Source organism: Streptomyces sp. NPDC030245 (genome assembly GCF_055572995.1).
In genome coordinates this window covers 245,008-266,926 of sequence record NZ_JBVICF010000013.1, presented here as the reverse complement: position 1 = coordinate 266,926, position 21,919 = coordinate 245,008, and the positions used below count along the sequence as shown (strand labels likewise).

At 70.9% G+C, this 21,919-nt stretch carries 17 protein-coding genes; 13 read left to right on the top strand and 4 right to left on the bottom strand.

The window, feature by feature from the left end:
- On the bottom strand, window positions 1-1,659 hold the full coding sequence (locus ACZ4Z4_RS31515) for an extracellular solute-binding protein (RefSeq protein ID WP_468334863.1): 1,659 nt from the start codon (window positions 1,657-1,659) through the stop codon (window positions 1-3).
- 266 nt (window positions 1,660-1,925) lie between these two features.
- Between ACZ4Z4_RS31515 and ACZ4Z4_RS31510 the strand changes: the two genes are divergently transcribed.
- The 5 genes from ACZ4Z4_RS31510 to ACZ4Z4_RS31490 all read left to right on the top strand — a co-directional run bounded on the left by ACZ4Z4_RS31510 (window position 1,926) and on the right by ACZ4Z4_RS31490 (window position 9,478).
- On the top strand, window positions 1,926-4,811 hold the full coding sequence (locus ACZ4Z4_RS31510) for a glycoside hydrolase family 3 C-terminal domain-containing protein (protein ID WP_468334860.1): 2,886 nt from the start codon (window positions 1,926-1,928) through the stop codon (window positions 4,809-4,811).
- Complete coding sequence (yicI, locus tag ACZ4Z4_RS31505; protein ID WP_468334857.1) at window positions 4,808-7,111, top strand: alpha-xylosidase; 2,304 nt, start codon at window positions 4,808-4,810, stop codon at window positions 7,109-7,111. The genes ACZ4Z4_RS31510 and yicI overlap by 4 nt, the downstream gene beginning before the upstream one ends.
- A gap of 61 nt (window positions 7,112-7,172) precedes the next feature.
- On the top strand, window positions 7,173-7,724 hold the full coding sequence (locus tag ACZ4Z4_RS31500) for a SigE family RNA polymerase sigma factor (protein WP_468334854.1): 552 nt from the start codon (window positions 7,173-7,175) through the stop codon (window positions 7,722-7,724).
- On the top strand, window positions 7,721-8,533 hold the full coding sequence (locus ACZ4Z4_RS31495; RefSeq protein ID WP_468334851.1) for a hypothetical protein: 813 nt from the start codon (window positions 7,721-7,723) through the stop codon (window positions 8,531-8,533). Before ACZ4Z4_RS31500 ends, ACZ4Z4_RS31495 begins: the two co-directional genes overlap by 4 nt.
- Window positions 8,534-8,629: 96 nt before the next feature.
- A complete protein-coding gene (locus ACZ4Z4_RS31490; RefSeq protein WP_468334848.1) occupies window positions 8,630-9,478 on the top strand; it encodes a pectate lyase in 849 nt (282 codons plus the stop codon).
- A 57-nt stretch (window positions 9,479-9,535) separates the two neighbouring features.
- Here ACZ4Z4_RS31490 and ACZ4Z4_RS31485 read toward each other — a convergent pair whose 3' ends face one another.
- The 3 genes from ACZ4Z4_RS31485 to ACZ4Z4_RS31475 are packed head-to-tail and all read right to left on the bottom strand — an operon-like array spanning window position 9,536 to window position 12,692.
- Window positions 9,536-10,396 carry a carbohydrate ABC transporter permease gene (locus tag ACZ4Z4_RS31485; RefSeq protein ID WP_468334845.1) on the bottom strand — a complete coding sequence of 287 codons (861 nt, stop codon included), beginning with the start codon at window positions 10,394-10,396 and terminating at the stop codon, window positions 9,536-9,538.
- Window positions 10,393-11,349, bottom strand: a complete 957-nt coding sequence (locus ACZ4Z4_RS31480) for a carbohydrate ABC transporter permease (RefSeq protein ID WP_468334842.1) — start codon at window positions 11,347-11,349, stop codon at window positions 10,393-10,395. The genes ACZ4Z4_RS31485 and ACZ4Z4_RS31480 overlap by 4 nt, the downstream gene beginning before the upstream one ends.
- Window positions 11,346-12,692 (bottom strand): extracellular solute-binding protein, encoded by a 1,347-nt coding sequence (locus ACZ4Z4_RS31475; RefSeq protein ID WP_468334839.1) that lies wholly within the window; start codon window positions 12,690-12,692, stop codon window positions 11,346-11,348. Before ACZ4Z4_RS31475 ends, ACZ4Z4_RS31480 begins: the two co-directional genes overlap by 4 nt.
- 272 nt (window positions 12,693-12,964) lie before the next feature.
- Between ACZ4Z4_RS31475 and ACZ4Z4_RS31470 the strand changes: the two genes are divergently transcribed.
- The 8 genes from ACZ4Z4_RS31470 to ACZ4Z4_RS31435 all read left to right on the top strand — a co-directional run bounded on the left by ACZ4Z4_RS31470 (window position 12,965) and on the right by ACZ4Z4_RS31435 (window position 21,909).
- Window positions 12,965-15,475 carry an alpha-L-arabinofuranosidase C-terminal domain-containing protein gene (locus ACZ4Z4_RS31470; protein ID WP_468334836.1) on the top strand — a complete coding sequence of 837 codons (2,511 nt, stop codon included), beginning with the start codon at window positions 12,965-12,967 and terminating at the stop codon, window positions 15,473-15,475.
- A 69-nt stretch (window positions 15,476-15,544) separates the two neighbouring features.
- Window positions 15,545-17,071, top strand: a complete 1,527-nt coding sequence (arfA, locus tag ACZ4Z4_RS31465) for an arabinosylfuranosidase ArfA (protein ID WP_468334833.1) — start codon at window positions 15,545-15,547, stop codon at window positions 17,069-17,071.
- Window positions 17,072-17,145: 74 nt separating this feature from the next.
- Window positions 17,146-18,162, top strand: coding sequence for a pectate lyase family protein (locus tag ACZ4Z4_RS31460; protein WP_468334830.1), 1,017 nt, complete (start codon window positions 17,146-17,148; stop codon window positions 18,160-18,162).
- A 19-nt stretch (window positions 18,163-18,181) separates the two neighbouring features.
- On the top strand, window positions 18,182-19,162 hold the full coding sequence (locus tag ACZ4Z4_RS31455) for an arabinan endo-1,5-alpha-L-arabinosidase (RefSeq protein WP_468334827.1): 981 nt from the start codon (window positions 18,182-18,184) through the stop codon (window positions 19,160-19,162).
- A gap of 217 nt (window positions 19,163-19,379) precedes the next feature.
- On the top strand, window positions 19,380-19,985 hold the full coding sequence (locus tag ACZ4Z4_RS31450) for a hypothetical protein (RefSeq protein ID WP_468334824.1): 606 nt from the start codon (window positions 19,380-19,382) through the stop codon (window positions 19,983-19,985).
- Window positions 19,986-20,088: 103 nt separating this feature from the next.
- Window positions 20,089-20,658 carry an SdpA family antimicrobial peptide system protein gene (locus tag ACZ4Z4_RS31445; protein WP_468334821.1) on the top strand — a complete coding sequence of 190 codons (570 nt, stop codon included), beginning with the start codon at window positions 20,089-20,091 and terminating at the stop codon, window positions 20,656-20,658.
- Window positions 20,651-21,694: a sporulation-delaying protein SdpB family protein gene (locus ACZ4Z4_RS31440; RefSeq protein ID WP_468334818.1), complete on the top strand. Its 1,044-nt coding sequence runs from the start codon at window positions 20,651-20,653 to the stop codon at window positions 21,692-21,694. The genes ACZ4Z4_RS31445 and ACZ4Z4_RS31440 overlap by 8 nt, the downstream gene beginning before the upstream one ends.
- Window positions 21,695-21,705: 11 nt before the next feature.
- Window positions 21,706-21,909 carry a hypothetical protein gene (locus ACZ4Z4_RS31435; protein WP_404753743.1) on the top strand — a complete coding sequence of 68 codons (204 nt, stop codon included), beginning with the start codon at window positions 21,706-21,708 and terminating at the stop codon, window positions 21,907-21,909.
- Window positions 21,910-21,919: the final 10 nt, after the last annotated feature.

Here is a 21,919-nt window from a genome sequence, read left to right as displayed (position 1 = left end):
TCAGGACGCCGATCCGCCGGACTCGTCAAGCAGCTTCTTGTACCAGTCGCGCAGCTTGTCGCCGCCGCCCGACTTCCAGTCCGACGCCGCCCGCCGCATGTCGGAGACCTTCTTGCGGCCGCGCACGATGTCCTTCTCCAGGTCCTCGAACTCGGCGTTCAGCTCGGTGTACCGGGTCGGCTCGATGATCGTCATGCCGTGGAAGAGCGGCTTCTTCGCGTGCGCTCCCTGGCGCTGCTGCCAGCCGACCATGCCCTCGGTGACGTCGGGCAGGTCGGGGTAGGCGACGAAGGGCGCGGGCGACGCCAGGTACTCGTACGTCGAGAAGACCTCGTTGTTGCCCTTGCCGTTCTTGGTGAGGACACCGTCCTCGAACGTGTGGTGGACGCCCTCGACGCCGTACATCCGCAGCCGCTGCTCCTTGGAGCCGTAGGGTGCGGCGGTGAAGTTGGCGAGGGCGAGGATGTCGCGGACGGTCTTCTCGTCGGCCTTCTCGCTGATGAACGTCCAGATGTCGGCGGGCGGGCGCTGGTAGAGGGTGGGTGCTCCGCCGTCGGGGGCGAAGTAGTCGAACGCCTCCATGCCGAACTTCTTGTCATCGACGCGCTGCACGGCAGCCTTGCCGTACCAGTCGGACAGGTCCTGGCAGTACATCCAGACCTTGCCGGCGGCGCACAGGTCGCCGATGCTGCCGGTCTCGGCCTTCGCGTCGGGGTGCACGAAGCCCGCCGAGTAGAGCGTGCGCGACCACTCCAGGGCTTCCAGGTACTCGTCGGTCTCGTAGCGGTTGACCAGCTTGCCGTCGACGAGCTTCCAGTAGTACGGCTTCTCGGGCAGGACGCCGAAGATGTGCCAGGCCGCCCACGTCATGTCGCCGCACGCCCACACCTTGCTCCGCGGGGCGTTGAGCTGCTTGCACAGGTCGTGGAACTCCCGCGCGCTGGCCGGCGCCTCGATGCCCTCCTTCGCGAAGAGGTCGGTGCGGTAGAAGGGCGCGATGTTCGGCGTGGTCGCCGAGGGCATCGGCAGGCCGCGGAGCCTGCCGCCGAAGACCGAGCGCTGCCAGGCGCCGGTCGGGATCGCCGCGAGGTTCGGGTACGCCTTGATCTTCTCGCCGCTCAGATAGGGCCCGAGGTCGGCGAACTTGTTGGCGACGGCGCTCGGTATCTTGCCGGTCAGCTCCCAGCCGGGCACGACCACGGCGTCCGGCACGCGGCTGGAGGCGAGGACCGCGCCCAGCTTCTGGCCGTACGTGTCGCCCTGCTGGTTCTGCCAGGTGACGCGGACGCCCGCGGCCCTGTCCATCGCCGTCCAGTAGGGGTTGCCCTGCTGGGGGACGTTGCCCCAGATGGGGGCCATGACGGTGAACCGGCTTCCCTTGCCGAGCCGTTCGGGCACCGACACCTTGAGCTCGGCCGCGGGCAGGGCCTTGGTGTAACCCGCGGCCGAGCCGTTCTTGGCCGGGATGTCCGGCGTGGCGACGTCCGGGGCGACGTACGCGGGCAGCAGACCCTTGAGCCTCTTCCCCGTCGTGGTGCCCTCGTTCCTCGAACCGCTGCCGCCGCACGCCGTGAGCAGCGGGGCACCGCCCGCGAGGGCGAGCGCGGCGAGCCCGGAGGAGGCGAGGAAGCCCCTGCGGGAGGGGGAGTTCGGCGTCATGGCGTCAACCCTTCGTGGCACGGACACTCGGAACCCATGTCGAAGCGCTTCGATTTCGGAGCGAGATTAGGTGACGGGCCGGGTCGGGACAAGGCTTCGGCACCGAATTCGTCGCCGCCGCACGTGAGTTGGCGAGCACAGTCGCTGCAAGGGGCAGCGGCCACTTCGAGGGAGGAACCCCAAGGTCTCCCTTGACATGAACGCCATCGAGCGCAGAGCATCGAAGCGCTTCGAAGGAGCCCGTCGCCCGCCCGGAGGACCCTGACGTGACCGAGAACCCGCCGCCGTTCCGCGATCCCGGCCTGCCGCCGGACGCGCGGGTGGACGACCTCCTGGTGCGGCTGACGCTCGACGAACGCGTCGCGCTCCTGCACCAGTTCGCGTCCGCGGTCGAGCGGCTCGGCATCGCCGCGTTCCGCACCGGACAGGAAGCCCTGCACGGCGTCGCCTGGATGGGCCCCGCGACCGTCTTCCCGCAGGCCGTCGGGCTCGGCGCGACCTGGAACGACGACCTGCTGCGGCGCGTCGGCGAGGCCGTCGGCGCCGAGGCGCGGGCCATGCGCACCCGGGACGACCGCGTCGGCCTCAACCTCTGGGCGCCCACCGTCAACCTCCTGCGCCACCCGCTGTGGGGCAGGAACGAGGAGGGTTACGCCGAGGACCCCCACCTCACCTCGGCCCTCGCCGTCGCCTACACGCGCGGCCTGCGCGGCGACCACCCCACGCGCTGGCGCACCGCCCCCGTCCTCAAGCACTGGCTCGCCCACAACAACGAGACGCACCGCGACACGTCGAACTCCTCCGTGCGCCCGCGCGTCCTGCGCGAGTACGACCTGCGGGCCTTCCGTGCCGCCGTCGAGGCGGGCGCGGTCGCCGGCGTGATGCCCGCCTACAACCTGGTCAACGGCCGCCCCAACCACGTATCGCCGTACCTGCGCGAGCAGTTGCGCCGCTGGACCGACGAGGAACTGCTCGTCTGCTCCGACGCGGGCGCGCCCAGCAACCTCGTCGACTCCGAGAAATACTTCGACACCCACGAAGAGGCCGTCGCCGCCGCGCTCGTCGCGGGCGTGGACAGCTTCACCGACCACGGCACCGACTCGACGGTGACCGTGGAACGCCTGCAACGCGCTGTGCGGAGCGGGCTGTTGACGGAGACCGACATCGACACGGCGGTGCGCAGGCAGCTGTCCGTGCGGCTGCGGCTCGGCGAGTTCGACCCGGACGGCGGCCCGTACGCGACCGCATCGCCGGACGACATCGACACCCCCGCCCACCGCGAACTCGCCCTGGAGGCAGCCGAACAGGCCGTCGTCCTGCTCAAGAACGACGGCCTGCTCCCGCTCGCCGAAGGCACCCGGATCGCGGTCGTCGGACCGCTCGCCGACGCGTGCAAAACCGACTGGTACAGCGGCACCCTCATCCACCGCAGCACCCCGCTCGACGGGATCCGCGACCGCTTCGGCGCCGACCGCGTCACCTTCGCCGAGGGCGCGGACCGCGTGCGCCTGAAGTGTGCGGCGGGGTGGCTGCGGGTGCCCGCCCCTTCGGGCCCGGCCGGCCGGGCGCCGGGTACCACGGGCGCCCTCGACCCCGCACTGCTCGCGGGCCGCACCGACCTGCCGCCGCTGACCGTCTGCGGCGACCCGGCCGACGCCGCCGAGTTCGCCCTCGTCGACTGGGGCGGCGGGGCGTGCACCCTGCGGGCGGCGGACGGGCGCTACCTCTCGGTCGCCGACGACGGATTCGTGCGCGCCTCGGCGGACCGGCCGGGCGGCTGGGTCGTGCAGGAGACGTTCGGTCTTGTCGGGCACGGGAAGGGCTGCCTCATCACACATGCGGGCACGGGTGGGTACGTCTCTGTCGCCGCCGGTGCCGTGAAGGTTGCCGCGGAGGGGGAACTTTTCTCCGTCGAGGTCCTTGAGCGCGGCGAGGACGCCGTGGCCCGGGTCGCCGCCGACGCGGACGCCGTGGTCGTCGTCGCCGGGAACGACCCGCACATCAACGGCCGCGAGACCCAGGACCGCACGACCCTCGCCCTGCCGCCCCACCAGGAGCGGCTGTGGCGCGCCGCCCGCGCCGCCAACCCGCGCACCGCGCTCGTGCTGACCTCCTCCTACCCGTACGCGGTCGCCGACGCGCACGCCGCACTGCCCGCGCTGCTGTGGACCGCGCACGGCGGACAGGCCGCGGGCACCGCGCTCGCCCGCGTCCTCGCAGGCGACGTCTCCCCGGCCGGACGCCTCCCGCAGACCTGGTACGCCGCCGACGCCGACCTGCCGGACCTGCTCGACTACGACATCATCGGCTCACGCCAGACGTACCTGTACGCGGACCCGCACGCGGCGGATCACCGCCCGCTGTACCCCTTCGGGCACGGTCTGGGCTACTCCTCCTTCGCGTACGAGGACCTCACCGCCGCATGCGAAGGCGAGGTGCTGCGGGCCGCGTTCACCGTGACCAACACCGGGCCCTCCGCCGCGGACGAGGTGGCGCAGCTCTACGTACGCCCGCCCAGGAACGCCGCGGCGGGCCTCACCCTGCCGGACAGGCAACTGGCCGCCCACCGCCGCGTGCACCTCGCCGCCGGGGCGTCGTGCCGGATCGAGTTCGAACTGCCGCTGAGCAGCATCGAGTTCTGGGACGTGCGGCACGACCGCTGGGCCCTGGCGCCCGGCACGTACGACCTGCTCGCCGGGGCCTCAAGCCAGGACATCCGGCTCACCGCGCCCGTCGATCCCGGCGGCACCCCGATCGCCGCCAGGCCGGCGCGGAGGGACGGCCTGGCGGCGACCGGCTACGACACACAGTCCGGCACCGAGATCGTCGACCGTACGAGGACGTCGGGTGACGCGGTGCGCGCCACGGCCGCCGACGGCACCGGAGAACTGCTCTTCTGCGCCTGCGACTTCGAGGGCGGTGTGCGCGGCGTCTCGGTCGAGGCCGCGGGCGAGGGCGCCGTCGACCTCCTCGCGGGCAGCACCGCGACCACCGTCACGGTCCCGCCGACGGGCGGCAGGTACGACTACACCCGCCACGGCGCGGTCTTCGCCGCCTCCGGGGTGCGTGACCTGCGCGTGCGGCTGCGGGGCGCCGTCCGGCTCGCGCGCATCACCTTCACGGCAGGCGACGAGGGCGAGGGCACGGCATGAGGTTCACCGACGGTTTCTGGCTGATGCGGGACGGGGTGCGCGCCTCGTACGCGACCGACGTGCGCGAAGTGCGGGAGAACAGCGGCGGCTTCACCGCGTACGCCGCCGTCAAACCGGTGCGCGAGCGCGGTGACACCCTCAACTCGCCCCTGCTCACGGTCGAGTGCTTCTCACCCGCCGAAGGGGTGATCGGCGTCCGGACGACCCACCACGCGGGAAAGGCGCACCACGGTCCCGACTTCACCCTCTTCGCCAGCGAGGGAGCGGCGGCCTCGGAGGAGGTGCCCCGCATCCGTCGCGGCGGCACCGTCACCGAACTGACCAGCGGCCCCCTCACCCTCCGCCTCGACAGCGCGGCGCCCTGGGGCCTGGAGTTCCTGGACGGCGAAGGGCAGCCCCTCACCGCCGTCGAGCGCCGCGGCACCGCCTTCGCCACCACCCCCGACGGCGCCCACCACATGATCGGTCAACTGGCCTTGAGTGTGGGGGAGTGCATTTACGGACTGGGCGAGCGCTTCACCCCGTACGTGAAGAACGGCCAGAGCGTCGACATCTGGCAGGCCGACGGCGGCACCAGCAGCGAGCAGGCCTACAAGAACATCCCCTTCCACCTCTCCTCCCGCGGCTACGGCGTCTTCGTCAACCACCCCGGCAAGGTGTCGTACGAGATCGGCTCCGAGTCCGTCGGCCAGCTCCAGTTCAGCGTCGAGGACCAGTCCCTGGAGTACTACGTCATCGCGGGCCCCACCCCCAAGGACGTCCTGCGCCGCTACACCGCGCTCGCCGGCCGGCCCGCCCTGCCGCCCGCCTGGTCCTTCGGCCTCTGGCTCACCACCTCCTTCTGCACGCCCTACGACGAGGAGACCGTCACCGGCTTCGTCGACGGCATGGCGGAGCGCGACATCCCGCTCAGCGTCTTCCACTTCGACTGCTTCTGGATGCGCGAGCACCAGTGGACCGACTTCCAGTGGGACCCCGACGTCTTCCCCGACCCGGAAGGCATGCTGCACAGGCTCCGCGAGCGCGGACTCAAGGTCAGCGTCTGGATCAACCCCTACATCGCCCAGAAGTCCCCGCTCTTCGCCGAGGCCGCCGCCGAGGGCTTCCTCGTGCGGCGCCCGAACGGCGACATCTGGCAGTGGGACCTGTGGCAGCCCGGCATGGCGCTCGTCGACTTCACCCACCCGGGCGCCCGCGCCTGGTACGCGGCCAAGCTGCGCACCCTCCTCGACCAGGGCGTCGACTGCTTCAAGACCGACTTCGGCGAGCGCGTGCCCACGGACGTGATCTGGCACGACGGCTCGGACCCGCACCGCATGCACAACTACTACACCCAGCTCTACAACAGCACCGTCTTCGAACTCCTGGAGAAGGAGCGCGGCACCGGCGAAGCGGTCCTCTTCGCGCGGTCCGCGACCGCCGGCGGCCAGCAGTTCCCCGTGCACTGGGGCGGCGACTGCTTCGCCTCGCTCGGCGCCATGGCCGAGTCGCTGCGCGGCGGCCTCTCCCTCTCGCTGAGCGGCTTCGGGTTCTGGAGCCACGACATCGGCGGCTTCGAGGGCACCCCGGACCCGGCGGTCTTCAAACGCTGGCTCGCCTTCGGGCTGCTCTCCTCGCACAGCCGCCTGCACGGCAACGTTTCCTACCGGGTGCCGTGGGCGTTCGGCGCGGAAGCCGTCGACGTGGCACGGAAGTTCACCCGCCTCAAGCACCGCCTGATGCCCTACCTGTACGCCGCGGCCGCCGAGGCCCACCACGACGGTGTGCCCGTGATGCGCCCGATGCTCCTGGAGTTCCCCGACGACCCGGCCTGCCGCACCCTCGACCGGCAGTACATGCTCGGCCCCGACCTGCTGGTCGCCCCCGTCTTCAGCGTGGCGGGCGACGTCGAGTTCTACGTCCCCGAAGGCACCTGGACACACCTCCTGACCGGCGAGACCGTGCGGGGACCCGGCTGGCGGCGCGAGACCCACGGCTTCGACAGCCTGCCGCTGTACCTGCGGCCCGGCGCCCTGCTGGCGCTCGGCGCCGACGACCGGCGGCCCGACGGCGACTGGCTCGACGACCTGACCCTCCTGGTCACCCCGGGAGCGGCACCCCACACCGAGATCACCGTCCCCGACCACGAAGGGCGGCCCGCGGCCGTCTTCCGCGCGACGCGGCACGGCACCGGGGTCCGCGTCCTCGCCTCCGGCTCCCGCAAACCCTTCCGGGTGCGGACGGCCGACGGGCGCGCCACGGCGGCCGGCGTGGGGGAGGTGGTCCTGCCCGATGCCCGCGCGGACGGAGAGACCCGCTAGAGTGCCCGCCTCCACCGCGACGACGGAAGATCTCGCGGCGCAGGCGGAAGAGAGGCCACCCATGACGCCGGTCGCGGACGACGCGGCCGCCGAGTTCCACGCCTTCTTCGAGCGGCACTACGCCGAACTCGCGCGCCTCGCCCACCTGCTGACGGGCGAGGCCGACGGCGCTGACGACCTGGCGGCCGACGCGCTCCTCGCCCTCTGGCACCGCTGGGACCGGGTACGGGCCGCGGACCATCCGGCCGCGTACGCCAGGGGCGTCGTCGCGAACATGGCGCGCAGCCGCATCCGCAGCGCCATGCGCGAGCGGCGCCGCATCACGCTCTTCTGGTCGGGCCGCGACGAGGACGTCGCGGACCCCGACATACCGGCGGTCGTCGACGTGCGGGACGCGCTGCGCGCGCTGCCCTTCCGCAAGCGGGCCTGCGTCGTCCTGCGGCACGCCTTCGACCTCTCGGAGAAGGACACCGCGCTGGCCCTCGGGGTCTCGGTGGGTACGGTGAAGAGCCAGACGTCGAAGGGAATGGCTGAGCTGCAACGACGCCTCGGCCCGCACCCCGCCCTCGCACGGGTGCGCGCGGTCACGGCGGACACGGGGGGAAGCCCATGAGGGACGACGGACACGACGGACACGACGACGGCGTGCGCGGGAAGCTGCGCGGCGCGGCGCAGGCGCACCGGCCCGACCGGGAGCGGATGCGGGCCCGTATCGAGCGCGGCATGGCCGAGGGCGAGCGGCCGCGGCGGCGCTCGAAGGCCACCCGCCGGGCGGCCGGTGCGTCCTGGCTGCGCGTGGTGAGCGCGACCGCCGCCGTGGCGGGCGTCTGCGCGGTCGTCGGATACGGGGTGGCCGCGGCCCTGCGGGGCGACGAGGCGGCCCCCCAGTCCGTCGCGACGAGTGCGACGCCCGTGCCGCCGAGTGCCACGCCCGTGCCGCCGACGGCGACACCGGACCGGGACCGCACCCCCGACGCCCCGACCCGCCACCCCAGCGGCACACCGCCGACGCCCCCCGAGGAACCGAAGAACGTGCCCGTGGAGCGCCTCCTGTGGGCCGACGGTTCGATCGACCCCGGCTCCAGCACGTACTGGTCGCAGAGCGACATCACCCTCAAGGCGAAGAAACCGCTGACCGCGCTCACCGTCGAGGTGCGCGTCGCCGGGAGCGGCGAGGTCGCCGACACCGGCAACTGGCGCTCCCTGCCCGAGGACGACTTCGCCGTCTCGGTCGCGGAGCGGGACGGTTTCCTCGTCTACCGCTGGACGCTCAGGCCGGGGAAGACCGTGCCCGTCGGGGAACATGTCTTCGCCGGGCAGTTCAACCACCCGGCGGGCAAGCGGGACGCGGGCGAGGACGCGTATACGGTCCATGCGGGCACACCGGACGAACGGACCCTCTGGCGGGGCGACTTCTACTGAATCCACAGGAATTTCCGGCACGGCGGCAACCCATTCCCGGTCGGCGGAGACCACACAGCGAAGAAGCTCTCCCCCCACGCACGAGGAATGGGACCCATGACACCACGAGCTGAACTGCGCAAGGGCCGCAAGCGGCGCCTGACCAAGCGCCGGGCCATCGGCGCGGTCACCGCCGCGCTCGCCCTCACGGGCGCCGGGGTCGCGACGAACAGCATGCTGTCGCCCGCGGGCGCGGCCCCCACCTCGGCCGAGGCGGCGGCCTGGCCGGAGGCCAGGGGCCAGGCCCCCACGGCCAAGACCATCGAGGTCTCCGGCACCCGTGACGGCGGCCTCAAGCGCTACTACGGCACCGGCGACCTCGGCGGCGACGGCCAGAACGAGGGCCAGGACCCGATCTTCAAGCTGAAGGACGGCGCGGTCCTCAAGAACGTCATCATCGGCTCGCCCGCCGCGGACGGCATCCACTGCCAGGGCAGCTGCACCCTCCAGAACGTGTGGTGGGAGGACGTCGGCGAGGACGCGGCCACCTTCAAGGGGACCTCGGCGAGCTCGACGTACACCGTCCACGGCGGTGGCGCGCGGAAGGCCGACGACAAGGTCCTCCAGTTCAACGGCGCGGGCAAACTCGTCGTGACCAAGTTCCAGGTCTCCGACTTCGGCAAGCTGGTGCGCTCCTGCGGCAACTGCTCCAAGCAGTACAAGCGGTCGATCATCATCAACGACGTGGACGTCACCGCGCCCGGCAAGTCGATCGTCGGCATCAACACCAACTACGGCGACACGGCCGCGCTGCGCAACATCCGCATCCACGGCGACAGCAACAAGAAGATCTCCACGTGCGACCGGTTCACCGGCAACAACACCGGTGCGGAGCCGACGAAGACCGGCTCCGGCCCCGACGGCACGTACTGTAAGTTCACGGCCGCGGACATCAGCTACCAGTAAGTACCAGGTGAGCGCCTCCCCGCGAAGGGAGGCGCTCACCTGCGTGCGTGCTCCCTGTCACTGCCCGGCGAGGCCCGTGTGGGCGACCCCCGCCACGATCTGCCGCTGGAAGAAGACGAACACGACGATCAGCGGCAGGCCGGCCATCAGACCGCCCGCCATCAGCTGCGCCCACTGGATGCCGTAGGAGTTCATGACGGTCGCGATGCCGTTCGGCATCGTCATCAGCTCGGGGTTGTTGGTCACCATGTACGGCCACAGGAAGTTGTTCCAGGAGCCGATGAAGGTGAAGATGCCGACCGCCGACAGCGAGGGGCGGGCCAGCGGCAGGACGATGGTGAAGAAGATCCGCCACCGCCCCGCGCCGTCGCAGAACGCGGCCTCCTCCAGCTCCTTCGGGATGCCCTGGAAGAACTTGTAGAGGATGTAGACCATCGCGGCGGGCGCGCACTGCGGGAGGATCATGCCCCAGTACGTGTCGACCATCCCCAGGGACTGGACCGTGGTGAACAGCGGGACGCCGAGGACCGCGGGGGAGATCATCAGGCCCGCCATGACGAGGCCGAGCAGCGCGCCCTTGCCGCGGAACTCGGTGCGCGCGAAGCCGTATCCCGCGAGGGCGCCGGTCAGCACGACGACGAAGGTGACGCAGACCGAGACGACGACCGAGTTCACGAACCAGTTCGTGATGTTGCCGGTCTCGAAGATGCTCCGCCAGGCCTGGGTGGTCCACTCCTCGGGCAGCCACTTGACGGGTACGGCGACGGCCTCGGCCTCCGATTTGAACGACGTGAACAGGGTCCACACGAGCGGCGCGGTCATCACCGCGGAGACCAGCAGGCCGAGGGCGGTCAGGACGATCTGACTCGGCCGCCACCCTCGGCGCGCGCCGGTGACGGCTCTCGTGGCGGTACTCACCGGACGCCCTCCTCACGCTTGCGCAGCAGCCACATGCGGCCCAGCGCGATGACCGCGATCATCAGGAAGAACAGGATCGAGATCGCGGAGGCGTAGCCCACGCGGTAGCTGGTGAAGCCCTGTTCGAGGGTGTACTGGACCAGGGTCCGGGTCGAGTCCTCCGGTCCGGGGCCGAATTCGTACATCACCACGACCTGGTCGAAGACCTGGAGCGAGGCGAGGATCTGGAGTGCCACGACCAGGCCCGTGATGGAGCGCAGCATGGGCAGGGTGATGTGCACGGTCCTGTGCCAGGCGTTCGCGCCGTCCAGCGCGGCGGCCTCGTACAGATGCCGCGGGATGTTCTGGAGGGCGGCGAGGTAGAGCAGGAAGCTGAAGCCGACGGTCCACCAGAGGGTGGCGACGACGACGGCCGTCATCGCCGTGTCCTTCTGGGTGAGCCAGGCCGACTCCATGCCGAAGACGTGGTCGAGCAGCCCGGTGTCCGGGTTGAACATCCAGCGCCACATGTTGCCGACGACGGTCGAGGGCAGCAGGAACGGCGCGAAGAAGCAGAGCCGCCACAGCCATGGGGCGTGCTCGATGTGGTGCGCGAGCAGGGCGAGGAGCAGGGCGGTGAGCACGATGCAGGGCACCACGAGCAGTGTGAAGTACGCGCTGTGGCCGAGCGAGTCCCACACCAGGGGGTCCTGGAGCGCCTCGGAGTAGTTGTCGAGGCCCACGAAGCGTGCGCCGTCGCCGGAGATGTTGGCGTCGGTGAGGCTCAGCCACACGCCGCGCAGGACGGGCACGATCACGAAGAGCAGGAAGAGCAGCAGGAACGGCGCGACGAACCAGCCGCCGTGCTGGAAGCGGCCGCCGGCGCGGGGCCGTCTGTGGCGTTCGGGGATGGTGCGGACGGCCGGCGGCCGGATGGGGGCCGGGGCGGTGGCCTCGGCACTGGTCGTGGTCATGCCGCGCCTCCTTCGGCCGCGGTGCTGCCCTCCATGGGGTTCTTCGTCTCCAGGAGCTTCTCCAGGACGCCCCGCATCCGGCGGGCCGCCGCCGCGGGTCTCGCCGAGCCGAGGTTGGAGGAGACGACGACCGGGCCGACGCGCTGCGCGAGCGTTCCGGTGGAGCCCGCGAACCAGGCCTCCGGTTCGAGGGCCGGCTGCTCCATCACCGGGACGTACTCGGACTGCGGGCGCAGCTCGCGGTACGCGGCGGTCTTCAGGGTCGGCAGGTGGGAGGGGATGTGGCCGCCGCGCGCCCAGTCCGCGCCGTGCCGCACGATGTACGCGGCCAGGCGGTGCGCGGCGTCGTTGGCGGGGCCGCCCCGGTCGGCCCGGCGGGGCAGCACGAAGCAGTGCGACTCGGCCTGGGTGGCGGGCCGCCCGAAGAGCGCCGGCATGGGCATGGCCCCGTACTTCAGCGCCGCGCCCGAGTAGACCGGCACGGACCAGCAGCCCTCCCAGACGAAGGCGCCGCCGTTGATGAAGTGCTCGGCGTCGGGGGCGCCCGTGGTGGCGTGGCCGTCGACGATGTGGCGGCGCAGGAACTCCAGGATCTCCACGGCCTTGTCCTCGTCGAACGTGACGTCGGTGAGGCCAGGGGTGTAGTAGGTGCCGCCGGTCTGCGCGTAGAACGACATGAAGAACCACCAGCTGTGGTTCTGGTTCGACGCGTGCAGGCCGAGGGTCTGCATGCCCGGTGCCACCGCTTTCCTGGCGGCCCTGAGCCCGTCGAACCACTCGTCGGCGGAGGCGAACGGGACGAGGCGCCCGTCGTCCCCGATGAGCCCCGCCTTCTCGCAGACGTCCTTGCGGTAGAAGGTGAGCTGCGGGTGGATGTCGAGGGGGACGGCGTAGAGCTTTCCGTCGACGACGGCCCTTTTCCACAGGGCGGGGCTGAAGTCCTCCTGGCGTACGCCGTACCGGGCGAGGAGCTCCACGTCGAAGGGGTCGAGCAGCCGCTCGGGCGTGAAGCCCGCGAGCCGTCCCAGGTGGAGCACGCCGAGCTCGGGGGCGCGGTCGCCGGAGGCGGCCATGGCGAGCTTCGTGTAGTACGGAGCGCCCCAGAGCAGCGTCGAGTCCAGTACGTCGACGCCGGGGTTCGCCCGTCGGAAGGCGTCCAGCATCGCGATCATGTTCACGCCGTCGCCGCCGCTGAACAGGTTCCAGTAGCGCAGCCGCGCGTCCGCGCCGGAGGCCAGCGCGGAGGCGCTGCGGTTCGCGGCGGCGAGACCGAAGCTGCCCGCGACGGCGAGTGCTCCGAGCCCGCCGAGCACACCGCGGCGGCTCGGGAGAGAGGGTGACATGACGCCTCTCTTCTCTCATGGCTGTCCGGTTGTTCGGTATACCGAATGGTGATCGCAACTTCGAACGGACCGTAAGGTCGCAGCTTGTGCGCGTCAACGGTTCGGACGAAGCCCCCGTGAAATGCGAGGTGTTCTGTGCGATGCGTTGACGTGCTCACCTCCGCTGCCTAAGTTGCCGTTCGTAATCCTGATCAGCGTCCGAAATATCGAACGCAACCATCGGGTACGGCAGGGACCGAGAACGGCAAAGACCGAGAACGGCAGAGGTGGACATGGCGCGCAGGAGATGGAAACTCGGGCTCACCGTGGGGGCGTTGGGGTCCCTGCTCACGGGGATGCTCGCCGCGAGCCCTGGCGCGGCGGCCGGACCCGCCGCGGCCGACGAGCCGGCCGACTACACCCTCGACGTCGACACGACCCGCACCGGAGCGAAGATCGACGACTCCATGTACGGCGTCTTCTACGAGGACATCAACCGGGCGGCCGACGGCGGGCTCTACGCGGAGCTCGTGCAGAACAGGTCCTTCGAGTACAGCACCGACGACAACAAGGCCTACACGCCGCTCACTTCGTGGGACACCACGGGCACCGCCCGCGTCCGCAACGACGACGGCCGCCTCAACGCCCGCAACCGCAACTACCTGGCGCTGGAGGCCGGTTCGGCCGTGACGAACTCCGGCTACAACACCGGCATCGCACTCACCAAGGGCAAGCGGTACGACTTCTCGGTCTGGGCCCGCACCGACGGGGCGGCGCGCGCCCCGCTGACCATCGACGTCCGGGACTCCGCCGGTGAACTGGTCACCGCCCGCCGCGTCACCGCACGCGGCGGCTGGGCCAAGCACGAGGTGTCCTTCACCGCCGCCCGCACCTCCGTGTCCGGCCGGCTCACCGTCACCGCGGGCGCTCCCGTCGCCCTCGACGAGATCTCCCTCTTCCCGCGCGACACGTACAAGGGCCGCGAGAACGGTCTGCGCAAGGACCTCGCCGAGAAGATCGCCGACCTGCACCCCGGCTTCCTGCGCTTCCCCGGCGGCTGCCTGGTCAACACCGGGAGCCACGAGGCGTACGACGAGAAGTCGGGGTGGCAGCGCAAGCGCTCCTACCAGTGGAAAGACACCATCGGCCCGGTCGAGCAGCGCGCCACCAACAGCAACTTCTGGGGATACAACCAGAGTTACGGCCTCGGCTACTACGAGTACTTCCAGTTCGCCGAGGACATCGGCGCCATGCCACTGCCCGTCGTGCCCGCCCTGGTCACCGGCTGCGGCCAGAACAGGGCCACCGACGACGACGCGCTCCTGAAGCGGCACATCCAGGACACCCTGGACCTCGTCGAGTTCGCCAACGGACCCGTGACGAGCGAGTGGGGTAAGAAGCGCGCACAGCTGGGCCACCCGAAGCCCTTCCGCCTCACCCACCTGGCGGTCGGCAACGAGGAGAACCTGCCCCACGAATACTTCGCCCGCTTCAAGCAGTTCCGCGCGGCCATCGAGGCCGAGTACCCCGACATCAGCGTCGTCTCCAACTCCGGCCCCGACGACAGCGGCGCGATATTCGACACCGCCTGGAAGCTCAACCGCGAAGCGGACGTCGACATGGTCGACGAGCACTACTACAACAGCCCCCAGTGGTTCCTGGAGAACAACGACCGCTACGACTCCTACGACCGCGAGGGCCCGGAGGTCTTCCTCGGCGAGTACGCCTCCCAGGGCAACAAGTTCTCCAACGCCCTCACCGAGGCCGCGTTCATGACCGGCCTGGAGCGCAACGCCGACATCGTGAAGCTCGCCTCGTACGCGCCGCTGCTCGCCAACGAGGACTACGTCCAGTGGAAGCCGAACATGATCTGGTTCGACAACGACCAGTCGTGGGGCTCGGCCAACTACGAGACGCAGAAGCTCTTCATGCGCAACGTCGGCGACGAGGTCGTGCCCTCCACCGCCTCCGGCACCCCGGCCGCATCGGGCCCGATCACCGGCGCCGTCGGCCTCTCCACCTGGGCGACCAGCGCCGCGTACGACGACGTGAAGGTCACGGCCGCCGACGGCAGGACCCTGCTGACCGACGACTTCTCGGCCGGTGACAACCAGTGGAAGCAGACGACGGAGAAGGGCAGTTGGGCGGTCCGCGACGGCGCGTACGTCCAGTCCGACGAGGCCGCCGAGAACACCCTGGTCACGGCCGGCGACAAGGGCTGGCAGAACTACGACCTGAACGTGAAGGCCACCAAGAAGGCGGGCAAGGAAGGCTTCATGGTCGCCTTCGGCGTCAAGGACACCGGCAACCACTACTGGTGGAACGTCGGAGGCTGGAACAACACCCAGTCCGCCGTGGAGAAGACCACCGACGGCGCCAAGCAGACGATGGTGCAGGACGGCACCACCGTCGAGACGGGCCGCAGCTACGACCTGCGCGTCGAGGTCCGCGGCCGCCAGGTGACGCTCTACCTCGACGGCGAGAAGTGGGGCTCCTTCACCGACGACAAGCCCGCCGAACCCTTCCGCCAGGTCGTCACCCGCGACAAGGCCACCGGCGAACTCATCGTCAAGGTCGTCAACGCCCAGGGCGCACCGGCCCGCACCCGCGTCGACCTCGGCGACGGCGCGAAGGCCGCCCCGAAGGCTCGGGTGACCACACTGACCGCGGACCCGGCCGCCGAGAACACCAAGGACGCCAGGCCCGTCGCGCCCAGGACGTCCACCTTCGACGGGGTGGACGACCGGTTCTCGTACACGTTCCCCGCGAACTCGGTGACGTTCCTGCGGATCAGGACCGAGTAACCCGAGCCGCCGTCCCCCTCGGACGGCCGCCGCCCAACAGCCGCCCCAACGCACCAGGTCGAGGGAGTCATGAACCGTTCCGCCCGCTTTACGCTGCACCCGGACTTCGCCGTCGGCGACGTCAACCCCCGCCTCTTCGGCTCCTTCGTCGAACACCTCGGCCGGTGCGTCTACACCGGCATCCACGAGCCCGGCCACCCCACGGCGGACGGGACGGGCCTGCGCGGGGACGTCCTCGACCTGATCCGCGAACTCGGTGTGACCACCGTCCGCTACCCCGGCGGCAACTTCGTCTCCGGCTACAAGTGGGAGGACTCCGTCGGCCCGGTCGAGGAGCGGCCCCGCCGCCTCGATCTGGCATGGCGCTCCACGGAGTCCAACCGCTTCGGACTCTCCGAGTACATCGCCTTCCTCAAGCGGATCGGCCCGCAGGCCGAGCCGATGATGGCGGTCAACCTCGGCACCAGGGGAGTCGCCGAAGCGCTGGAGCTCCAGGAGTACGCCAACCACCCCGCCGGGACCGCCCTTTCGGAGCTGCGTGCCGCACACGGCGACAAGGACCCCTTCGGCATCCGGCTCTGGTGCCTCGGCAACGAGATGGACGGGCCCTGGCAGACCGGCCACAAGACGGCCGAGGAATACGGGCGGCTCGCCGCCGAGACCGCCCGCGCGATGCGGCAGCTCGACCCCGCCGTGGAACTCGTCGCCTGCGGCTCGTCGAGCCAGGCCATGGACACGTTCGGCGCGTGGGAGGCCACCGTCCTCGCCGAGACGTACGAACTCGTCGACCACATATCCCTGCACGCCTACTACGAGGAGACCGACGGCGACCGCGACTCGTTCCTCGCCTCCGCCGTCGACATGGAGTCCTTCATCGAGAACGTCGTCGCCACCTGCGACCACGTGGGGGCGCGCCTCAAGTCGAAGAAGAAGATCAGCCTCTCCTTCGACGAATGGAACGTCTGGTACCTGACCAGGAGCCAGGAGGAGGCGGCGGCCGCCCGCCGCGACGGGACGCCGGACTGGCCCGAGGCCCCCCGCCTCCTGGAGGACAACTACTCCGTCACGGACGCCGTCGTCTTCGGCTCCCTGCTCATCGCGCTGCTCCGGCACGCGGACCGGGTGGCCGTCGCCTGCCTCGCCCAGCTGGTGAACGTGATCGCGCCGATCCTGACGGAGCCGGGCGGCCCCGCGTGGCGGCAGACCACGTTCTTCCCCTTCGCGCAGGCGTCGCGGTACGGACGCGGGCGGGTCCTGGACGTGCGGGTGGACTCACCGACGTACGAGACGGCGAAGTTCGGCGAGGTGCCGCTGCTGCACGCGACGGCGGTGCGCGCCGACGACGGCACCGTCACCGTCTTCACCGTCAACCGCCACCAGTCCGCACCGCTGCCGCTCGAAGTCACGCTCAGCGAGCTCGACTTGACGTCCCTCGTCGAGCACAGCGCCCTCGCGGACGCCGATCCGGAGGCCCGCAACACCCTGGCCGAGCCGGAGCGGGTCGCCCCGCACGACGTCACGGGCACGGAGCTGCGGGACGGCACGCTCACCGCCACGCTGGAGCCGCTGTCCTGGAACGTGATCCGGCTCGGGTGACCGGCAACCTGCCGACTGGTGGCGGCGACTACACGGCGTACCCCTCCCATGAGCCGCTCTGAAGGGACATCCGTATGAGCACGCACCGCAGGGGCCATGACCGCCGCCGTCACCTGGTCCTGTTCGCCGGGGCAGGCGCCGCCGCACTCGCGCTCGGCGCCGCGCTGCCGCACCTCGCCGCCGCGGAACCGGCGCGGGCGGCGGAGGCGCGGTCCGCGCAGGCCGAGAACGCCCCGGTCGGCTTCGGCGCGGGGACCACCGGCGGCGGCAGCGCCGCTCCCGTCACCGTCACCACGCTCGCCGCCTTCAAGTCCGCCGTCGCGGGCGACACCGCCAAGGTCGTCAGGGTCAACGGCCTGATCCCGCTCACCGGCCAGGTCGACATCGGCTCCAACACCACGGTGCTCGGCACCGGTTCGGCCTCCGGCTTCACCGGTGGCGGCCTGCGCGTGAAGGAGGCCACCAACGTCGTCGTGCGCAATCTGAACATCAGCAAGCCGGTGGCGCCCGCCGACGGCATCACCGTGCAGGAGTCGACGAAGGTGTGGATCGACCACAACTCCTTCTCGGCGGACCGCGAGCACGACAAGGACTACTACGACGGTCTCCTCGACATCAACCACGGCTCGGACGACGTCACCGTGTCGTGGAACACCTTCAAGGACCACTTCAAGGGTTCCCTCGTCGGACACAGCGACAGCAACGGCGCCGAGGACAAGGGCCACTTGAAGGTGACCTACCACCACAACCACTTCAGCAACGTCCACTCGCGCATCCCGAGCCTCCGCTTCGGCACCGGCCACTTCTACGACAACTACGTCCAGGGCGCCGACACGGCGGCGCACTCCCGCATGGGCGCCCAGATGCTCGTCGAGAACAACGTCTTCCGCTCCACCAAGATCGCCGTGACCACCAGCCGCAGCAGCGACATCGACGGCTACGCGGTGCTGCGGGGCAACGACCTCGGGGGCGCCGCCACGGAAATCTCCCAGGTCGGCTCCTTCACGAAGCCTCCCTACGGCTACACCGCCGAGCCCGCCTCGTCCGTCGTCACGTCTGTCACACAGGGCGCGGGCGCCGGAAAACTCTGACGCCAGCAAGGAGACCCGCATGAGCCGCAGCCGCAGCCGCAGCCGAAGAGCGCTCCTCGTCCTGCCCGCCGCCGTGCTGCTCGCCCTCGTGCCGGGCACCGCGTCGGCCTATCCCCACCCCGGAACCGTCACCGGCAGCACCGTCGTGCACGATCCGACGATGGTCCGCACCGAGGCCGGCAAGTACCTCCTGTACGCCACCGGGGGCGGCATCGGCCACCGCTCCTCCACCGACCGGATAGCCTTCCGCGCCGGCGCGGACGCCTTCGGCAGCCGGCCGGCCTGGTGGTCGCGGTACTCCACCGTGCCGGAGGCCTGGGCCCCGGACATCTCGTACCACGGCGGTAAGTACCTGATGTACTACTCCGTCTCCAGCTTCGGCTCGAACACGTCCGCGATCGGGCTCGCGGGCTCCACCACGGGCGAGCCGGGCACCTGGACCGACTACGGAACGGTCGTCACCTCCGGCCCGGACAGCGACCACAACGCCATCGACCCGAACCTCTTCGTCGACGACGACGGCAAGTGGTGGCTTTCGTACGGCAGTTGGTGGACGGGGATCAAGATGATCCGCGTCGACCCCGCGACGGGCAAACCGTACGCGGGCGACACGACCCGCCACTCGCTCGCCTCCCGGCCGACCGGGACGAAGGCGGTCGAGGCGCCGTACGTCGTCAAGAGGAACGGCTACTACTACCTCTTCGCGTCGTACGACACCTGCTGTGCGGGCACCGCCTCGACGTACAAGATCAAGGTCGGGCGCGCGACCTCGCCGACCGGCCCGTACCGCGACAGGAACGGCGTCGCGCTGACGCAGAACGGAGGGACCACCGTCCTGGAGTCCCACGGCCGCTACATCGGCCCGGGCGGCCAGTCCGTACTGAAGGACGTCGACGGCGACCTGCTCGTCTACCACTACTACGACGGCCAGGACAACGGCACCCCGAAGCTCGGGGTCAACCTCCTCGACTGGAGCACGGGCTGGCCGGTCACCCGCTGACGCCCGCACCCGCGGCCCGCTCGTCCTGGCAGACCAGCACACCCCCCAGGAGGGGGGTAACCCCCCCGATCCGCGGGGCAGGGCGGGCGGGCCGACACGGTCTCGTAGCCGCCTCTTTGCGGTCTCTTTCTTGAGGCGCCGTCCTGCCGCGACCAAGATCAAGTTCCGGTCCGGGCAGTCGCCGGGGCCGGAACTTCGACGAGGAGACAACGTGCAGATGAAGGCGTCCCGACGCGCCCGGACCGCCGCTGTCGGCGTGGTCGCCGCGGCCACTGTGCTGACCACGCTCGCCCCCACGGCGCTCGCGGCACAGCCCGTGGGCCGCGACGGCGGCAACAGCGGCGCCGGCGACGGTGTCGTGTACGACGACCACGAGATCGTCGGACTCTTCGCGCTGGGCAGCGGCCGCGCCGCGCGGGAACACCCGGACGTGCTCGACAAGTTCGGCATCCCGCACCAGAAGGTGGACGCGGCGAAGACCGCCGCCTTCACGGGAGCGCTGCGCAAGGCCGACCCGCACTTCCACGAGGCCGTCACCGAGAACGTGCAGAGCGGCGACCCGTACAAGGTCGACGCCGCGCTCTCCCGCCTCGCGGCCGACGTGGACAAGGTGACCGACAAGAAGTCGCTGCCCGACGGCGTCGCGCGCGGCTCCTTCTGGGTCAAGACGAACAACGTCGTCCTCCAGACCGGCACCGTCGCCACCACGGTGGCGGCCGTCGCCGAGGTCGGCGTGGTCGTGGTGGTCGCCTACCGGCCCGCCGACGACACTTCGCAGTTCACCCGCGAGGCGCTGAACGTCGCGGTGGCCAAGGCTCTGTAAACGTCGCGGGGCCCTGGCGCGCCGAGCGCCGTGGCCCCGTGCACACCGTGTGCGGCGTGCCGTCCCCCGGTGGGCGGCACCCCACACGTCCGAGGAAACACACATGAGCGACACGTCCCAGGCCGTACGGCGAGAGCGCCGGGCCTTCGTCACGGCCGCCGCCGCGCTGTTCGCCGTCCTGGCCGCCTCCGTCTACTTCGCCATGCCGCGCAACGTGACCACGCAGGCATGGATGCCCCCGGTGAAGACCGCCTTCTCCGCGTTCGTACCGCAGGGCTGGGCCTTCTTCACCAAGGATCCGCAGAGCGAGCAGTTCGGCGCCTACCGGCCGCGCGGCGCAGCACCGCCCGAAAACCTTTCGCTGACCCCGCAGGGCAGGGCGGACAACCTCTTCGGCCTCTCGCGGCGCCAGCGCGCCCAAGGCCCCGAGGAGGCGCTGCTCGCCTCCAAGGTGCGCCACTGGGAGACCTGCCAGGGCTCCAACGACGCCTGCCTGCGCGCGGCCGCCGCCCGGCCCGCCGCCGCGGTGGCCAACCCCTCACCCCTTCCCTCGCTCTGCGGAGACGTCGTCGTGACCAGTCAGCGGCCCGTGCCCTGGGCCTACCGCGAGCTGCTGTCCGAGTCCTCGCGCGTGACCCGCGCGGCGCACCTGCGGATCCGGTGTGATGGCTGAGGCGGCGAAGACCCGGCAGGAGGCGACCGGCGGGCCGGTGGCCGACAGGAGCCGGAAGACAGCCACGCGAGCGACGGCACCCCCGCCCAGGGGCCTCCCCGACGCCGTGGACCGTGCATTGCGGCGCTTCGACCCACGGTCGGTGTGGTTCGGCTGCGGCCGTACGGTCCTCGCCCTGGCGCATCTGATCACGCTGGCGCTCACCCCGTCCGCCGCGCTGCTCCACCCCCTCCTCGGCGAGCGGCCCTACCCGCACTGCGCGGGCGTGCAGGCCATCTCCACGTACTGCGTGGGCGGCGACGCCGTCTCCCAGGAGTGGCGCCGCTGGCTCATGGTCGCGCTGCTCGCCCTGGTCGCCAGCGGATACCGGCCCCGCTGGACGGTGTGGATACACGCCTGGATCGCGTACTCGATCGGCGTCAGTACGGCGCTGCCCGACGGCGGCGAGGCCATCGCGCGGATCGTCTGTCTGCTGCTGGTCCTCATGGGCCTGGCCGACGATCGGCGTTGGCACTGGCAACGGCCGACCACCGCGCTCGGCCCGCGGCGCCGCGGAGTGGCGTTCGCCGCCTTCTGGGCCCTGCGCGTGCAGCTGGTGATCCTCTACTTGCAATCCGGCATTAGCAAGTTCGGCGTCCCGGACTGGCTGAACGGTTCGGCCGAGTACTACGTGCTGCGCGACCCGGTCTTCGGGGTCGCCGAGCCCTTCGCGGCACCGCTGCTGAAAATGTCCGGAAACGGGCTGCTGGTCAGCGCGATGACCTGGGGTGCGATCATCGTCGAGCTGGTGATCGCCGCGTTGCTGATCGGCCCGGAGCGCTGGCGGAAGCTGGCCTTCCGTCTCGATGTGCTGCTGCACGGCGCCATCATCGCGACCATCGGCCTGTGGAGCTTCTCCCTGATCATGATCGGTTCCGCCGCGGTCGCCGCGACACCGGACCGCGTGGAGCTCATGGACCCCGTCGAGCCCATGGACACCGCGGAGCCCGTGAAGCCCACGGACAGCGAACCGACCCCCACCCCCCACCTCGGCTGAAGGAGAAACACATGACCGCGGACACCATCATCGCGTGCGGCAAGGGCCACGTCTTCTGGGGGACGTGGGTGCCCGGCGCCTCCGTGACCACCATCCGGCTCGGTCCGCGCCGGCTGGGCATGTGCAAGGCGGGCCGGCACCTGTCACTGCTGCGTCGCGTCGACGAGAGCGAGCTGACGGCCGAGCAGCGCGCCACGCTCTTCGACGCACCGTGACGGGCCGCGC

Excerpts from the sequence above, each read along its gene's own strand:
- ACZ4Z4_RS31515 (WP_468334863.1), bottom strand. The coding sequence starts at position 1,659 with ATGACGCCGAACTCCCCCTCCCGCAGGGGCTTCCTCGCCTCCTCCGGG.
- yicI (WP_468334857.1), top strand. The coding sequence starts at position 4,808 with ATGAGGTTCACCGACGGTTTCTGGCTGATGCGGGACGGGGTGCGCGCC.
- ACZ4Z4_RS31500 (WP_468334854.1), top strand. The coding sequence starts at position 7,173 with ATGACGCCGGTCGCGGACGACGCGGCCGCCGAGTTCCACGCCTTCTTC.
- ACZ4Z4_RS31495 (WP_468334851.1), top strand. The coding sequence starts at position 7,721 with ATGAGGGACGACGGACACGACGGACACGACGACGGCGTGCGCGGGAAG.
- ACZ4Z4_RS31490 (WP_468334848.1), top strand. The coding sequence starts at position 8,630 with ATGACACCACGAGCTGAACTGCGCAAGGGCCGCAAGCGGCGCCTGACC.
- ACZ4Z4_RS31480 (WP_468334842.1), bottom strand. The coding sequence starts at position 11,349 with ATGACCACGACCAGTGCCGAGGCCACCGCCCCGGCCCCCATCCGGCCG.
- ACZ4Z4_RS31475 (WP_468334839.1), bottom strand. The coding sequence starts at position 12,692 with ATGTCACCCTCTCTCCCGAGCCGCCGCGGTGTGCTCGGCGGGCTCGGA.
- ACZ4Z4_RS31470 (WP_468334836.1), top strand. The coding sequence starts at position 12,965 with ATGGCGCGCAGGAGATGGAAACTCGGGCTCACCGTGGGGGCGTTGGGG.
- arfA (WP_468334833.1), top strand. The coding sequence starts at position 15,545 with ATGAACCGTTCCGCCCGCTTTACGCTGCACCCGGACTTCGCCGTCGGC.
- ACZ4Z4_RS31460 (WP_468334830.1), top strand. The coding sequence starts at position 17,146 with ATGAGCACGCACCGCAGGGGCCATGACCGCCGCCGTCACCTGGTCCTG.
- ACZ4Z4_RS31455 (WP_468334827.1), top strand. The coding sequence starts at position 18,182 with ATGAGCCGCAGCCGCAGCCGCAGCCGAAGAGCGCTCCTCGTCCTGCCC.
- ACZ4Z4_RS31450 (WP_468334824.1), top strand. The coding sequence starts at position 19,380 with ATGAAGGCGTCCCGACGCGCCCGGACCGCCGCTGTCGGCGTGGTCGCC.
- ACZ4Z4_RS31445 (WP_468334821.1), top strand. The coding sequence starts at position 20,089 with ATGAGCGACACGTCCCAGGCCGTACGGCGAGAGCGCCGGGCCTTCGTC.
- ACZ4Z4_RS31440 (WP_468334818.1), top strand. The coding sequence starts at position 20,651 with ATGGCTGAGGCGGCGAAGACCCGGCAGGAGGCGACCGGCGGGCCGGTG.
- ACZ4Z4_RS31435 (WP_404753743.1), top strand. The coding sequence starts at position 21,706 with ATGACCGCGGACACCATCATCGCGTGCGGCAAGGGCCACGTCTTCTGG.